14 protein-coding genes are annotated in these 15,854 nt (G+C 36.4%); all 14 read left to right on the plus strand.

The window, feature by feature from the left end:
• Positions 1-7 precede the first annotated feature (7 nt).
• The 14 genes from cyoE to ABD769_RS17025 all read left to right on the plus strand — a co-directional run bounded on the left by cyoE (position 8) and on the right by ABD769_RS17025 (position 15,702).
• Complete coding sequence (cyoE, locus tag ABD769_RS16960; RefSeq protein ID WP_344852580.1) at positions 8-916, plus strand: heme o synthase; 909 nt, start codon at positions 8-10, stop codon at positions 914-916.
• A 15-nt stretch (positions 917-931) separates the two neighbouring features.
• Positions 932-1,498, plus strand: a complete 567-nt coding sequence (locus tag ABD769_RS16965; RefSeq protein ID WP_344852581.1) for a cytochrome c oxidase subunit 3 — start codon at positions 932-934, stop codon at positions 1,496-1,498.
• Positions 1,499-1,529: 31 nt separating this feature from the next.
• A complete protein-coding gene (locus ABD769_RS16970) occupies positions 1,530-2,243 on the plus strand; it encodes a cytochrome c oxidase subunit 3 (protein ID WP_344852582.1) in 714 nt (237 codons plus the stop codon).
• Positions 2,244-2,268: 25 nt separating this feature from the next.
• A complete protein-coding gene (locus ABD769_RS16975) occupies positions 2,269-2,622 on the plus strand; it encodes a cytochrome C oxidase subunit IV family protein (protein ID WP_344852583.1) in 354 nt (117 codons plus the stop codon).
• Entirely contained in the window at positions 2,622-3,317 is a 696-nt protein-coding gene (locus ABD769_RS16980; protein ID WP_344852584.1) for an SCO family protein, read from the plus strand. The genes ABD769_RS16975 and ABD769_RS16980 overlap by 1 nt, the downstream gene beginning before the upstream one ends.
• Before the next feature lie 62 nt (positions 3,318-3,379).
• A complete protein-coding gene (locus tag ABD769_RS16985) occupies positions 3,380-3,922 on the plus strand; it encodes a DUF420 domain-containing protein (RefSeq protein ID WP_344852585.1) in 543 nt (180 codons plus the stop codon).
• Between the two features lie 99 nt (positions 3,923-4,021).
• Positions 4,022-4,624, plus strand: a complete 603-nt coding sequence (locus ABD769_RS16990) for an RNA polymerase sigma-70 factor (RefSeq protein ID WP_344852586.1) — start codon at positions 4,022-4,024, stop codon at positions 4,622-4,624.
• A gap of 125 nt (positions 4,625-4,749) precedes the next feature.
• Entirely contained in the window at positions 4,750-5,721 is a 972-nt protein-coding gene (locus ABD769_RS16995; RefSeq protein WP_344852587.1) for a FecR family protein, read from the plus strand.
• 25 nt (positions 5,722-5,746) lie between these two features.
• Positions 5,747-9,379, plus strand: a complete 3,633-nt coding sequence (locus ABD769_RS17000; protein ID WP_344852588.1) for a SusC/RagA family TonB-linked outer membrane protein — start codon at positions 5,747-5,749, stop codon at positions 9,377-9,379.
• 16 nt (positions 9,380-9,395) lie between these two features.
• The gene (locus ABD769_RS17005; RefSeq protein WP_344852589.1) at positions 9,396-10,865 is read left to right on the plus strand and encodes a RagB/SusD family nutrient uptake outer membrane protein; all 1,470 of its coding nucleotides are present in this window, start codon (positions 9,396-9,398) and stop codon (positions 10,863-10,865) included.
• A gap of 19 nt (positions 10,866-10,884) precedes the next feature.
• On the plus strand, positions 10,885-12,321 hold the full coding sequence (locus ABD769_RS17010) for a zinc-binding metallopeptidase (protein WP_344852590.1): 1,437 nt from the start codon (positions 10,885-10,887) through the stop codon (positions 12,319-12,321).
• Between the two features lie 15 nt (positions 12,322-12,336).
• Positions 12,337-13,659 (plus strand): DUF4302 domain-containing protein, encoded by a 1,323-nt coding sequence (locus ABD769_RS17015; protein ID WP_344852591.1) that lies wholly within the window; start codon positions 12,337-12,339, stop codon positions 13,657-13,659.
• 219 nt (positions 13,660-13,878) lie between these two features.
• Positions 13,879-14,478: an RNA polymerase sigma-70 factor gene (locus ABD769_RS17020; protein ID WP_344852592.1), complete on the plus strand. Its 600-nt coding sequence runs from the start codon at positions 13,879-13,881 to the stop codon at positions 14,476-14,478.
• 63 nt (positions 14,479-14,541) lie between these two features.
• Positions 14,542-15,702 (plus strand): FecR family protein, encoded by a 1,161-nt coding sequence (locus ABD769_RS17025; protein WP_344852593.1) that lies wholly within the window; start codon positions 14,542-14,544, stop codon positions 15,700-15,702.
• Positions 15,703-15,854 lie beyond the last annotated feature (152 nt).

Consider the following 15,854-nt stretch of genomic DNA (forward strand, 5'->3'; position numbering starts at 1 on the left):
AAGGAAATTGAAACAATATCTTTCAGATTTTTCTAAACTTATCAAATTCAGGCTATCGTTTACGGTAGTGTTTTCGGCGTCGATTTCTTTTCTGATCGGGCAGAAAATGCAGGTTGGGAGAGGCCATATCCCTAATATTGATTGGGGTAACTGGTTGATTCTGATTGCTGGTGGATTTTTAGTTACGGCAGCAGCAAACTGTTTTAACGAGATCATAGAAAAAGATCTGGATAAATTAATGTCGCGTACAAAGGACCGACCAATGCCTGCTGGTAGAATGACTACCGGACAAGGATTAATTCTTGGTGTGTTTATGGCATTTTTGGGTACCTGGTTATTGGGTAAATTAAACCTTGAGACCGGTTTGCTATCGGTATTTTCAATTTTGTTATATGCTTTTGCCTATACGCCTTTGAAAAGAAAATCACCGATTGCTGTTTTTGTGGGAGCAATACCAGGCGCATTACCACCACTTATCGGCTACTTAGCTGCTTTTGGTAGCTTAAAGGCAGAAATGTTTCATGAAATTGATTATTACATCGCAGGTATCTTATTTTTAATTCAGTTTGTATGGCAGTTTCCTCACTTTTGGGCCATTGCCTGGGTGCTGGATGACGATTACAAAAAAGCTGGCTTTAGGTTATTGCCTACTAAGAAAAGAGATAAGACGACAGCTTTGCTTACTTTTTTAAGTACTTTGATATTAATTCCGGTGAGTTTATTGCCAACCATTTATGGTTTTGGCGGTTATTACATTGCTGGTTTATCATTAATTGCCGGATTGATATTTAGCTGGCTGGCATTTAAACTTTTAATGAATAGAGAACTAATCGACGCGAAGAAAGTGATGTTCTGTTCGTTTTTTTACATCCCGGCCGTACAGTTGGGTTTATTATTAAATTTTATAGCAAAATAACTTATGGTTATCACAATGGAAAAAATCCAGGATACATTTGATCCAAAACCCAGAAAGTTTATTGTTTGGCTATTTGTAGTATCATCTACCATTATGTTTGGGGGCTTTACCAGTTATTATCTGGTATTTGCAGCATCTAAAGGTAAAGGGCATGGTTTAGTATTGCCTGATGCGTTTATTTACTCCAGTTTAGTGATTATAGCAAGCAGTATTACCTTATTTTTAGCCTCCAGGGCATTACGAAAACTCAATTTCAGCTTACAGCGCAACCTGCTGTGGGTTACCGTAATATTGGCCGTTGCTTTTGGCGTAATGCAGTTTAATGCCTGGGGAAGTATGGTTAGAACAGGTGCTACCTTAGTGGGTAACAATGCCGCCATTTCTTTTATTTATGTGGTATCAGGCATGCACTTATTGCACATTATTGCAGGTGTTGGCCTTATTATTAATGCATTAGCAGGGAGTTATAAAAGTATCCCTACCGCTAAAAGCCAGTACAGAATGGAAATTGCTTCTATTTTTTGGCATTTTATAGATATATTATGGATATATCTGTATGTTTTTTTACTTTTGAACCGTTAAATTTGTTAACAAACTATTATACTATTTCCAAATGAATGCAGTATCACAATTAGATCAAGTTAAAACCGGACCATGGAATGGTGGTCGTTCTCCGTGGTCGGTAGAATATGGTAAAATCATGATGTGGTTTTTCCTTTTGTCAGATGCTTTTACCTTTTCATCATTATTGATCTACTACGGCGCTCAGCGTTTTTCTAAATTAACGTGGCCAGCTCCGGATAAGGTTTTCCAATCTATCCCGGGTGTGATGGAACATGGTGCACCATTAGTATTTGTGGGTATCATGACCTTTATATTGATCATGAGTTCGGTAACTATGGTATTGGCCGTAGAAGCAGGACACAGACGTGCTAAAAAAGAAGTGATCGGCTGGATGATTGCAACCATCATTGGTGGTTTCATGTTCCTCGGCTGTCAGGCAATTGAGTGGACTCACTTACACCATGACGGTTTCTGGTGGGGACATATCCCTTCTGCTGAAGAATTAAAACACTTCTTCAATAAACCTGAAGATGTATCTTTAATCGCTTCACAACAATTTGCAAACTTATTCTTTACCATTACGGGTTTCCACGGTTTCCACGTATTCAGTGGGGTAATCATTAATATCATCATTTTAATTATGACCATTAATGGTACTTTCGAAAAACGCGGTCACTATTTAATGGTTGAAAAAGTTGGTTTATACTGGCACTTCGTAGATTTAGTATGGGTGTTTGTATTTACATTCTTCTATTTGGTTTAATTTATCATACTATAAAAATATTACTATGTCAGAGCACTCACATACAACAGAAGAACACGGGCACGAAGAGCATGCAGGTTTATCGAAAGGTAAAATCTGGAAAGTTTTTGGTATCCTTTTATTAATTACTGTAATTGAATTTATTATCGCATTGGTATTGATCCCGAAAGGAATTATGACCCAACATTTTGGTAATTACGTTTACATTGTATTAACCTTATTAAAAGCATTTTATATTGTAGCATACTTTATGCACTTAAAGTATGAGAAACTGGGCTTACAGCTTGCGTTAACCGTATCATTCATTTTCATTATTTACTTTATTGTTTTAATGTTAACAGAAGGTGGGTTTTTAAACATCCACATGATGCACCATTAATGAAAAGAAGCCCTATAAAAAAGGTAATAATCCTGGTAAGCATTTTAGCTATACCGGGATTTTTGTTTTTTTACTTATTGCCACACTTTGCCAAAAACCGGTATAAGAGTTTACCTGTTTTCGGCAAAAAGATCGTCGCATCTACATTCCATAGCGTAAAAGGGAAAAAAATCCCTGACACCATTTATCATCAGGTTCCTGATTTTAAACTGATCAACCAGCATAGCGATACCGTAACATGGAAAACACTGGAGAATAAGATTGTTGTGCTTAATCTGTTTTACACAGGCGCTAATAACCAGCAGACCTGCAAATACATTAAGCAACTATCTGATGGTTATGAACAGAAGCCTCTGGTAAAGTTTTTAAGCTTATCTGTAGATCCTGCTGATCAAAGTAAAATAAAAGATTTTGCGGCTGGTTTTAAAGCAAAAGAAGGCAAATGGGATTTCTTAGCCGGGGATACCACTAAAACCTATCCGCTGATTAAGCAAGGCTTATTGCTTGATGTAATTGAAGATGACACAAAAGCGAAACCAACCTTCATTTTCAGTAATAAAATTATCCTGATCGACAATCTGCACCGCATCCGTGGCATGTATGATGCAGATAATGCCGAAGCAAATGCCAGGTTGGAAGACGAAATAAAAGTACTTATTGCGGAGTATTTAAGAAACGTTAAAGACGGTAGATAGTCTTTAGTCCTCAGTCCGTAATCGAATACATTAAATAAATATAAAAGAGATTTAAAATACTCATGGAAAATAGCCCGATTGAGAAAAAGTATAGCAAGTGGATCATCATCCTTTCCATTTTTATTCCTGTAGCAGTAGCGTTTTTGTTTGTGGTAAAGCTAAAAGACCTGGGTATCGATGCACCAACACTTCCTTTTCTGCCACCCATATACGCTACCATTAACGGTATAACTGCGGTATTATTGGTAGTTGCAGTATGGGCAATAAAAAACGGTAAAATAACCCTGCACCAAAATTTAATGAAAACAGCCATTGGTTGCTCTTTATTATTTTTAGTAATGTACATTGCTTATCATATGACCACCCCATCTACCAAATTTGGGGGTGATGGTACCATAAAATATGTTTACTTTTTTATCCTTTTAACACATATCCTGCTTTCTATTGCCATTATCCCTTTGGTATTGGTTACCTATGTCAGGGCATTGGCCCAGCGTTTCGATCGCCATAGAAAAATTGCGAGAATTACTTTTCCACTTTGGCTCTATGTAGCCGTAACCGGGGTAGTGGTTTACCTGATGATTTCGCCTTATTATCAGTATTAACCTAATCTGTTAGTTTAAAAGTTTACTTCGTGTACTAATAATTGCACATTATTGTGTATAATTGATTCAATATTAAGTATTGAATGCAATTATGTATTAATGGATGCTGCAAAAATAGAAACGGGGAGGGATCTGATCTCATTGATAGAAGAGGGACAAAGCGCTACCTTCACACGTTTTTATACTTCTTACTTTGAGAAACTTATTTTGGCAAGTGATAAGTATCTTAGTGATATCCACGCTGCTGAAGAAATTGTTCAGGATATTTTTTTGAAGATATGGGAATTTCCTGAAAGCCTTACTGATGTAAAATCGGTTAAATCATATTTGTACCGTTCGGTAATTAATGCTTCCATCAATTTTGCCAATCGGCAGAAGAGTTTAGAACAGCATCATTTAAAGCTGGCCGCAGAATTTTCTGATGATTATCTGGCAGATTTGGACGATGAGAACGAAATGATCATTATCTTGAGGGATGAAATTGAAAAACTACCTGCTCAGTGTAAAAAAGTTTTCAAATTGAGTCGTTTTGAGAATTTTAAATATAAAGAAATCGCTCTTGAACTTAATATATCCGAAAAAACAGTCGAAAATCATATTGGAAATGCATTGAAAACTCTTAGAAGCAGATTTATGGATGATCAAACGCTAAATAAGAAGGGCAGAAGCTACCTAAACTTAATGACGCTATATTTGTATTAGTTTTTTAGTGTAAACATGTTTTTAGTCTGATTTAAAGAAAAACTTTAAAATAAATTATTTTTTTTAATTTTCTTTAGGGGTTTTTAGCTTTTGGTTTGTCTTAATATTACCAAACCAACTAACTAATGCTTAACCAACCAGAATACCTGGATTTAATTATCCGGTATTTAAACAATCCGCAGGATGAATCCCTTCGTGCTGCCATAAAATCTTACCGGTCTGCATCTGCTGAGCATGAAAACTATTTTCTTGAAATAGAGCGTGTGTGGGTTTTGTCTGCCAAATCAGCTACAATAAATGATACTGATATAAAACAGGCTGAGACTAACTTTAAACGTGAATTAAAAAAGCGCACACATAAATCTGCTAATGGTTTTGCCTGGTTCCGTAATATTGCAGCAGGCCTAGTTCTTTTAGGGGCAGGCTATTGGTTATATAACATCAGTTCAGAACCTACTTATTTAATAATTAAAACAGGCGACAATCAAAAAGATTCAGTCTTATTGGTAGATGGCTCGAAAGTTACTCTGGCAGAAAACAGTGTGGTTAAATATCCCCAAAAATTTGCGGCTTCATCAAGAGAAATTTCCTTAATCCATGGTAAAGCTTTTTTCAAGATCGCTAAGGATCCCAAGCATCCTTTTAGTGTGCTGATGGGTGAATCGAAAGTTAAAGTACTTGGAACTTCTTTTAATATCAATTATCAAAAAGGAAAAATAGACCTTGATGTAAAAACAGGAAGAGTACTTTTTTCACCGTATTCTAATGGAACTTCATCTATCCTTATTGCTGGGCAGGCTTTATCATATAATATTTCCAATAAAGAATTAACTACCAGGATTTCACAAAATGCCGATTCTTGGTTTACCAATGAACTTATTTTTGTTGATACTCCTTTGGAAGATGTATGTAAACAATTAAGTAATTATTACCAAAAAAACATCCGTTTAGAAACGAATCAACCACTCGTTAAAAAGTTTAATGCAACATTTAAGGGCAATAGCCTGGCCGAAGTTTTGGCTGTGTTAAAAGAAACTTATGGTTTTAAAATAACCACTAACAAGGATACGATAACCCTAAAAGCACCTATAAACTAATCAATTAAATAAACTTAAATTAACTATGGAGAAAAATTTCTACAAAAGAAATGCGAAAATGAGTTTGCGCCGTATGGCTCTGCTCCTGTGTGCAATCTTTTGGGCTGTTTTGGCAAGAGCTGATGCTCGGCAAGCCAATGGCAAACCTGAAAGGCTAGATAACTATCTGAAAAAAATAGAACAAACTTATAGAGTAAGTTTTGTTTACGATGCAGCAGAAATTAATAAAACAATGGTATTGGATGTACCTGCAAACCTGTCATCAATTACCGAATCGCTTGATCAGCTTAAACAAAAAAACATTTCATACAGGCTTGTAGGCAATCAGGTAATTCTGAAAATTGTTGAAGCATCCCAAGGTAAATCAAAAAAAGAAGTTACCATTAAAGGTACCGTTCACGATAAGAAAGATGGCTCTATTATGCCTGGAGTAAGTGTGCGAGAAAAAGGTGCAGCAAATGCAGTCTCTACAAATGCAAAAGGCGAATATCAGATCACGGTAAGAGATAACGCAACATTAACTTTTGCTTCAATCGGTTACAAGACCATTGAAGTATCTGTAGCTGGCAGAAGTGTAATCAATGTGAGTTTGGAAGAAGATGCTAATGAATTGAAAGATGTAAACGTTGTTTCAACCGGTTACCAAAATCTAAATAAAAAATTGTTTACCGGAGCGGCCACTGCACTAAAAAGCTCAGACGTAAAACAGGATGGTATTACCGATGTAAGCCGTATGCTTGAAGGTAGGGTAGCTGGTGTATCGGTACAGAATGTTTCAGGTACCTTTGGAGCAGCACCAAAGATCCGTGTACGTGGAGCAACATCGATTACTGGTGAAAATAAACCACTATGGGTAGTGGATGGTGTAATTTTGGAGGATGTTGTTAATATTTCTAATGAGCAGTTATCCTCTGGTGATGTAAGCACCTTAATCGGTTCATCAGTTGCTGGTATTAATGCAGATGATATTGAAAGTTTCAATATTTTAAAAGATGCAGCGGCAACAGCACAATATGGTGCAAGAGCGATGAATGGTGTGGTTGTAATTACTACAAAAAAAGGACGGATTGGTAAAACATTAATTTCTTATACTGGTAACTTTTCTACCTATTTGAAACCATCATATGATGATTATAATATCATGAATTCATCAGATCAGATGTCGGTTTATTCAGAACTGGCACGTAAAGGATGGTTAAATCACTCCAGTGCATCAAGAGCAGCCGATGGAGGTGTGTACACCAAAATGTATCAACTGATTAATACTTATGATGCAACTTCAGGTGCATTTGGTTTAGCTAACACACCTGAAGCGCGAAATACATTTTTAAGCCGTTATGCTACAGCTAATACTGATTGGTTTGATGTGCTTTTCAAAAACTCGCTGATGCAGGAACATGGTATTAGTGTTTCAACTGGTAATGATAAATCACAGTTATATATATCTACTAGTTACTTAAATGATAACGGCTGGGCTGTAGGGAATAATGTGGAGCGCTATACAGGAAACGTAAACGCAGTATTCAATCTATCGAATAAACTATCTGTTAATTTCATTACCACAGGGTCAATCCGTAACCAGAAAGCTCCGGGAACAGTTGGTAGGGTAAGTAATCCGGTAGAAGGTAAATATTCTAGAGATTTTGATATTAATCCATTCAGTTATGCTTTAAACACCAGTAGAACTTTAACCGCATTCGACCAGAATGGTAATAGAGAAAATTTTACTAGAAATTTTGCTAATTTTAATATTCTTAATGAGCTGGATAATAACTCTTTAGATTTGAGTATGCTGGATTTTAAACTTCAAGGTGGATTAAATTATAAGTTTACAAAACACCTTAAGTATGATTTCCTGGCGTCGATGCGCTATGTAAAAAGTGGTAACGAACACAAAGTAAGAGAAAACTCTAATATGGCTAATGCTTATCGTGCAGGTTATGGTCCGGATGATTCTTATATCCAGGATAATAACCGTTTCTTATTCCGCGATCCGGCCCATCCTGAACTACAACCCGTAGTTGTACTCCCTTATGGTGGTTTCTACAACACAACTGATGATTTTCTTAAATCATACCTGGTTAGGAACTCAGTTGAATATGATAATACTATCAACGAAAAACACCTGATCAATATTTATGCTGTGCAGGAAATGAGAATGGCCGATCGTCAAACCAGAAGCACGATTGGTTATGGCTATCAATATGATAAAGGCGGCGTGCCATTTATCGATCCAAACATTATTAAACAAGCAACATTGAATAACCTGAATTATTATTCAATGAACCATAGATACGATCGTTTTGCTGCATTTATGGCAAGGGCAGCCTACTCTTACGATGGTAAATATTCATTTAACGCTACTGGCAGATATGATGGTTCTAATCAGCTGGGTAATTCGGCAACAGCAAGGTGGCTACCAACCTGGAACGTTTCTGGTGCATGGAATATCGATAAGGAAAAATTCTTTGATAATGAGAGCCTTACCCGAATACTGAATCGTGCAACAATAAGGGCCACTTATGGTTTAACGGCAAGTTTAGGTAGTGCTACTAATTCAGCACTGGTTTTAAGAAATGGAAGTGCATTAAGGCCATATACCAATGAAACCGAATCGGTAATGAATATCGAATATATCGAAAACATGAACCTTACTTGGGAAAAACAATATGAAACCAACTTAGGAGTAGATTTAGGATTATTTAAAGATAAGTTAAATATTACTGTTGATCTTTATAACAGAAATGGATTTGATTTAATCAGTCCATTAAGAACTTCGGGTATTGGCGGTCAGTATTTAACTACAGCCAACTATGCTGATATGAATACCAAAGGTATTGAAGTAACTTTAAGTGGGCCTATTATTAAAACTAGTGAATGGAACTGGAGAAGTAATTTAAACTTTGGCTATAACAAAAATAAGGTAACCAAACTTTCAAGTCCACAAAATATATTCAGTTTGGTAACCGCTGATGGCGGACCTCAGCAAGGTTACCCATATCGTGGTTTATATTCGGTAGATTTTACAGGCCTAAACCATGATACTGGAATTCCGGAATTTATTAACGAAAAAGGTGAAAAAAGCTCTGATGTTTACATGCAAAGTTTAGAAACCAAATATTTAAAGTACGAAGGGCCAACTGATCCTAAATTAACTGGTGGTTTCTATAACAGCGTTAGTTATAAAGGATTTACTTTCGGTTCATTATTTACTTTCTCTGCGGGTAATAAAATCAGATTAAACCCAGTGTTTGCTACATCTTATTCAGATTTGGATGCCTTGCCTAACGAATTTAAAGATAGATGGACTTTGCCGGGCGATGAGCTGAAAACTAATATTCCTTCTATTCTCGATATCGAAGCAGCTGGTAAAATCGACGGTACTTATCCGTATAATACATATAACTATTCTACTGTAAGGGTTGCTGATGGTGGGTTTATCAGGTTAAAACAGATATCTCTTTCATACGCCTTGCCTGCAAAAATCCTTAAAACTATTGGGGCAAATAATGCATCAATTAGTGCAGTTGCCAATAACTTCTGGTTAATCTATTCAGATAAAAAATTAAAAGGACAAGATCCGGAGTTTTTTGCATCTGGTGGTGTGGCATTGCCTATCCCGAAGCAATACACGCTCTCCCTAAAAGTTGGATTCTAATTTAATTGAACAGAAAATGAAAAAGAACAAAATACTCATATATATAGTGTGCTCAACCTTACTGCTATCTAGTAGCTGTAAGAAGTTTTTAGAGCATCAACCCGATGACCGTACCGAACTGAACAGCCCCGTTAAAGTAGCAGAGTTATTGGCAAATGCATATCCTCACGGTAATTACCTCGCATTTACTGAAGCGATGAGTGATAATGCTGGCGATAAAGGAACAACTGGAAGGGATTTGCCAAATTCATCTCCATGGAACTACATCGATCAAATCGATGCAACATCTGAAGATACTCCACCATTCTACTGGAATTCGTGTTACAAGGCAATAGCAGCAGCCAATTATGCATTGGAAGCAATTGATAAGGCAGGTAATACTGCCGAATATTCAGCAAGTAGGGGAGAAGCACTTGTTGCCAGGGCTTATGTACATTTTATGTTGGTAACTTTATATGCCAAAGCTTATGATCCCGCTACTGCAGCCTCTGATCCTGGAATCCCTTATGTTACTTTACCCCAAAAGGTAGTAGAAGGTAACTATACAAGAGGAACCGTTGCCAGTGTTTATGCAAATATCGAGAAAGATTTAATAGAAGGACTACCTTTAATTAAAAATCAAAGCTATAGAGTTCCGAAATACCATTTCACTACTCAGGCTGCACATGCTTTTGCAACCCGCTTTTATTTATTTAAAAGAGATTATCAAAAGGTAATCGATCATGCCAACGCAGTTTTTCCAGGTACAACAGTTGCTGATAATTTACGGGCGTGGAATACCACATATAATGTATTGGGTTATTACGAATTACAAGCACTGTATACCAACTCTACTGAGCCGGCAAACTTATTATTACAAGAAGCCATTTCTTATTGGGGAAGAAACTTTCCTGGGTATAATTATGGTCTAAGTTCATCAGTAAGAACCATATTCGATCCCGGAAATAATCCAAGTAAAAAGGCTTTGGCCATGAGTACCAAAATTTTTGGAGGAACGGAAACGGTTTACAATATTCCGAAATTCAGAGAACATTTTGTAAAAGAAACCATTAGTGCAAACTTTGGTGATGCTTATAACATGGTGCCATTATTAACAGCTGAAGAAGTACTATTTAACAGGGCCGAAGCAAATGCCATGTTAAGTAACAATAGTCAAACAATTTCTGATATTGATATTTATCTTTCAAAAAGAATTGTAGGCTATTCTGCAACTGCTGATAAATTTACAGAAGCAAAAGCAACCGCCTTTTTTCCTGCGCCATTAACAGTTAAAGATGCTTTGGTTGGTACTATCATAAACTTTAAACGTCAGGAATACATGCACGAAGGTTTAAGATGGTTTGATATTGTGCGCTTAAAGATTCCAATTGTGCATACTTCTGCCAATGGTAAAACTACAATTTCGTTAGGAGCCGATGATCCTAGACGATTAATTCAAATTCCTCAAGATGCCGTAGCAGCTGGATTAGCTGCAAACCCACGTTAATTATAATATAAAGAATATTATGAAAAAGAAATTATTAATAGCAATAATTACATTAACAACCGTCTTTTTGGCGGGATGTAGCAAAAAAGATAATCTGACTGCCGATATCGTAGGTTTGGGGGGGGATACATGGACTCAAGGACCAATAGATGAATGGATTCGTACCAATTATACAACACCTTATAACATAGAGGTAAAATATAAATGGGATAGATCGGAACTTGGCGAAATATATAAGAATGTTGTGCCTGTAAAAGAGGAGCTTGTTATACCTATTATGAGCATTATTAAGAACACCTGGATAAATCCTTATGTTGCAGTAAAAGGCGAAGACTTTATGAAAAAATACTGCCAAAAGCAGTTTTATTTAGCTGGTAGTCCATCTTATAATAGTAATGGTACCATTACCCTGGGAACTGCAGAAGCAGGAAGAAAAATTGTATTACTTGATTTAAATACTTTCAATCCTGCCAATAAACCTGCAGTTAAGCAAATTTTGCATACCATGCACCATGAGTTTGGCCACATTCTAAACCAGAATATTGCCGTAACGCCTGATTATCAACGAATCACGCCTTCTGATTATACTGCTACCTGGTTTAATATTTTTAGGGGAGCTTACTCATCTAATGCAGCATTAGATAAAATTATGTACGAAGCCGATTTTTGGGGCAAAGGTTATATTACTCCTTATTCCAGATCGAACAAAGACGATGATTTTGTAGAGACATTATCAACTTTATTAGAAGGTGGACAAGCTAATTTTGATAATATCATCAACAACCTTTTTGTTTATGATGGACTTTATATTAAAAGAAACGGAAAAGGTGTTTATGAACAAAACACAGATGCAAGAGCAAAACTGTTAAAAAAGAAAGCCATTGTAGTTTCTTATATGAAAGATAGCTGGGGTATTGATTTAACCGATCTGCAGACCAGAACGCAGGCTGCAATCGAAGCACAATCACCTACTGCCGATTTTAATAGTTTATTGGGCCCAGCCAAAACTTATGGTACGATTACGGTGAATCCTCAGAAATTAACAGGTTTATCAACTAAATTCTTGACCGCTTATAATTCAGCCAATACTGGGATTCAGACAGGAATGGGACTTTATATTGATAATATTTCATTAATTTTTACTACTGCAAATAGAATGATTTTGAGGGTGAATTTTATGGATCCTACAGCTGCATTGAGTGCTGGTTTTAATGCCGACTTTAACTATACAACAACAAATGTTAATGGTGTGCTTAGCTTAACTTATACAAATCCACAACCAACAAATGCAAATGCAAGAGCAATAGAGGCAAGCATCCCAACATTATTGGCATATTTTAATGGTCAACAATTTAATGTCCGATGGGTTGATGATATTGTACCTCAATCGAAAAGTATATTTGGTGGGCTTGTTAAAACCACAGATGCTACCTCTTATTTATTCGGAACATTGTAATAATTAAAAATAGAAATGATGAAAAAGCATTTATTATATATACTCTTATTTACAGTGGCTTTAGGCTCTTGTAAAAAAGACACAACAGAGCCTATTATCGGTAATGTTGATGAAAGGCTATCGGGAACTTTAGCCGAGTACCAGACACAATTAATTAGTGCGCAGTTTGGTTGGAAAGGTTACTTATTAACTGATAATGAAACACCAGCTACGTTTTTATTCAGTTTTACTGATAAGAACAGAACAACTATGTCTGCAGATTATAGTCCTGCACCAGCTGAAAGCTCATACCGTTTAAAGGCCTTGCAAAGGCCTACACTATTATTCGATTCTTATTCTACATTACATTTACTTGCTGACCCTACACCTAGTGTTTTAGGAGGTGAGGTAGCAGGAGGTTATTTCTCTGATTTTGAATTTGCTTTCTTATCATCAAGTGCCGATACCATAAAACTGGAAGGAACTTTTAATAAAAGCAAGTTGATACTTGTAAGGTCTAAATCAGCGGCAGAAAGTGCAGCAATATTTACTTCTGTTCAGAATGTTAGTGCGGTGGCCTCAAAACTAAGGACATATTTTAAAAGGACAACTATTGGTGGAGTAGAATGTGAGGTGAAATTGGATGGCGGTGCCCAAATTATATCTTTCTCCTATTTAGATGGCGCAAATCTTAAAACCGTTAGCTCAAACTTTTATGTTTCGGGTACAACGATTGCTTTGTATAATCCATTGATAATTGGAACAACAACAGTTACCAAATTAGATGGGGTAGGTTTCGATACGGCATCTGGATTTATAAATGCTAGCGTGAGTGGTACTGCAATTCAAATCAAAGAAGCTATCGCACCTTTAAAACTAGATGTTACTGCTGCGCAAAGATGGTACACTCAAATGTCATTTAACTTTAACGGCTGTTGGGTTTCTGATATGGCTTTTCATGCTAATGGTGTAGATGATTTCTGTAACTTCAGAAATGTGCCTAGTTATTCTGGTTTATGGTATGCTGGTGCCGCAGTGTTTGGAGGAACAGGTGCAACCGAAGGTATTATTACCTTTTTAACAACCAATTCTTTTGGATCACCTTATGCTTTATCTAAAGTTCCGTTTGCCGTGAATGCAGGTATTGCAAAATTTACTTTGAACGGAAGCGGAGGAACATTTACCGGTACAACTGCTGTTGCTCAGGCAATGACTGCAGCAAGATCAATTTTGTACGGAGGTGCAACCGCTGGAAGTTCGCAAGACTGGTATTTAATACCAACTTCAGATGATGGTAAAAGATACGATATGGTGAGGGTATCTGATGCTCAAGCATGGATCAGTTGGAGGCCAAGATAAAAATTTAATTAAACTAACAGTCTCTCTTAACCCCTGCCTTAAAAAGTAGGGGTTTTTTATTTAACAAATTTTTTAGCGGCTAAAATTACTTAATCAGTATATTTGATTGAAGAGCAATTTTGATTAAAAGTTATTTTATTTTTAATTTTTCTTTTCTTTAATAACAAAACACACTATTATTAACGCTCAAATGGATCTAAGTTACGGCTAAACAGGTGTATGGCATTAAGCAGCGAAGAAAAAGAACGGGTATTATTAGATAGGATTGTAGAGGGAGATGAGCAGGCTTTTTCTGTCTTGTTTTTTAAGTATCTTCCTGTGCTTCAAATATTCGCTACAAAGTTCACCAAATCTGATGATGCTGCCGAAGAAATTATTCAGGATGCTTTTTTAAGGGTTTGGCTAAACCGGGATAAATTAGCAGAAGTAGAGAACGTAAAAGCATATCTTTATAAATATGTATCTAATGAGTGCCTGAGCTACCTGCGGAAAAAGCTTAAAGAAGATAAAGTGATCGACGCTTTTACCAATAAGCAGCCAAACAGCCACAATAACACCTCAGAAGAGATTAATTTAAACGAAATTACCAAGATTATAGCTGTGGCAGTAGAAAAATTGCCAGAACAGCGCAAAAATATTTATCAGTTAAGCAGGCATGAAGGTAAAAGTATCCCGGAAATTGCTGAAATACTCAATATTTCGCCAAATACCGTTAAAAATGCCCTTGTAATATCGCTTAAATCGATAAGGTTGCATTTAAATCAGCATGGAATTACATTCGTTTTTCCTATTGTTTGCTTCTTTTTTAAAATAAAATAAAAAAAAATAAAATCCCGATAGTCCTGATTTTCCTTAGCGGCTTCTTAGTATCAGAATCTTTATATGGAAGAACGCATACCTTATCTATTACAACAATTTACGGCTAAAACATTAAGCCCTGCAGAAAGAGAAGAACTTTTAGCCCTGGCTGATCATGGCAATCCGGTTCTTAGCGGCGAAATCGTGAAAATGATTGTTGCTGAGGAGGAGAATGCTGTTGATATTGTTGATGAAAAATGGAATCCGGTTCTAAATAAAATTCTCACTGTAGATAAACCAGCCCGCTCACCTCGTAAAATGCTGATGAATACCATAAAATGGGCCGCTGCTGCAGTTGTATTTATTGTTTTATCAATTACCGCTTACATTTCTTTAAATAAAAAGAAAGAGCACGTTTTTGCTACTGACGTTGCACCTGGTAAAAACAAAGCTATTTTAACTTTAGCTAACGGGAAAAAGATTTCACTTTCTGACGCCACCACCGGTAACATTACAGAGGAAGCAGGCTTTTCTATCACCAAAACAGCTGATGGCCAACTGGTGTATAACATTGCAGAATCAGAAAATGTTGAAGATACACGGTTAAATACCATTTCTACCCCCAACGGAGGTGAATGGCAGATCCGTTTGCCTGATGGTTCAACCGTTTGGCTAAATGCAGCATCTTCTATCCGGTACCCTTTAAATATAGGTACAGCTAAACAGCGTGTGGTAAAACTTGATGGTGAAGCCTATTTTGAAGTAGCTAAAGATAAATTACATCCATTTATTGTAGAAACCGATAAACAATCGGTAGAGGTTTTGGGTACTCATTTTAATATTAACAGCTATAACGACGAAATTGTAACCAAAACAACCCTGCTTGAAGGTAGTGTACGTGTTTCGCAGAAAAATACCAATCAAAGCGAAATATTAAAGCCCGGAGAGCAGTCTATCTTATCAGTTTCAGGCATTGATGTAAAAGGAGTTGATGTAGATGAGGCAATAGCGTGGAAAAATGGCTATTTCATGTTTAATAACGAAAAACAGATAAGCATTTTACGTAAAGTAGCCCGTTGGTACAATGTAGAAGTAGAATATGCCGATCCGGAAGCAAAAGATGTGATGTATTACGGTACCGTAAGCCGTTTTGAAAAAATATCGAAAGTGTTAAGAAAATTGGAGCAAACTGGAGAAGTCCGCTTCGATATTAAAGGCAATAAAATTATTGTTTACAAAGAATAAAAGAAAAAAATGAGGGCGTAACTAACCCTTATCTCTAAAAATTAATCAACTTAAACCAAACAAATTATTATGAATAAACTTCGACAAAAGCCCTGACCATTCAAAAGTTAAATGCATAAAAAAGGAGTGCTCTTAACACCCCTTTTAATCTG

It is taken from the genome of Pedobacter jeongneungensis, from assembly GCF_039538295.1.
Classification (GTDB): Bacteria; Bacteroidota; Bacteroidia; order Sphingobacteriales; family Sphingobacteriaceae; genus Pedobacter; species Pedobacter jeongneungensis.

Excerpts from the sequence above, each read along its gene's own strand:
- ABD769_RS16975 (WP_344852583.1), top strand. The coding sequence starts at position 2,269 with ATGTCAGAGCACTCACATACAACAGAAGAACACGGGCACGAAGAGCAT.
- ABD769_RS16980 (WP_344852584.1), top strand. The coding sequence starts at position 2,622 with ATGAAAAGAAGCCCTATAAAAAAGGTAATAATCCTGGTAAGCATTTTA.
- ABD769_RS17010 (WP_344852590.1), top strand. The coding sequence starts at position 10,885 with ATGAAAAAGAAATTATTAATAGCAATAATTACATTAACAACCGTCTTT.
- ABD769_RS16970 (WP_344852582.1), top strand. The coding sequence starts at position 1,530 with ATGAATGCAGTATCACAATTAGATCAAGTTAAAACCGGACCATGGAAT.
- ABD769_RS17005 (WP_344852589.1), top strand. The coding sequence starts at position 9,396 with ATGAAAAAGAACAAAATACTCATATATATAGTGTGCTCAACCTTACTG.
- ABD769_RS17000 (WP_344852588.1), top strand. The coding sequence starts at position 5,747 with ATGGAGAAAAATTTCTACAAAAGAAATGCGAAAATGAGTTTGCGCCGT.
- ABD769_RS16995 (WP_344852587.1), top strand. The coding sequence starts at position 4,750 with ATGCTTAACCAACCAGAATACCTGGATTTAATTATCCGGTATTTAAAC.
- ABD769_RS17020 (WP_344852592.1), top strand. The coding sequence starts at position 13,879 with ATGGCATTAAGCAGCGAAGAAAAAGAACGGGTATTATTAGATAGGATT.
- ABD769_RS17015 (WP_344852591.1), top strand. The coding sequence starts at position 12,337 with ATGATGAAAAAGCATTTATTATATATACTCTTATTTACAGTGGCTTTA.
- ABD769_RS16965 (WP_344852581.1), top strand. The coding sequence starts at position 932 with ATGGAAAAAATCCAGGATACATTTGATCCAAAACCCAGAAAGTTTATT.
- ABD769_RS16985 (WP_344852585.1), top strand. The coding sequence starts at position 3,380 with ATGGAAAATAGCCCGATTGAGAAAAAGTATAGCAAGTGGATCATCATC.
- ABD769_RS16990 (WP_344852586.1), top strand. The coding sequence starts at position 4,022 with ATGGATGCTGCAAAAATAGAAACGGGGAGGGATCTGATCTCATTGATA.
- ABD769_RS17025 (WP_344852593.1), top strand. The coding sequence starts at position 14,542 with ATGGAAGAACGCATACCTTATCTATTACAACAATTTACGGCTAAAACA.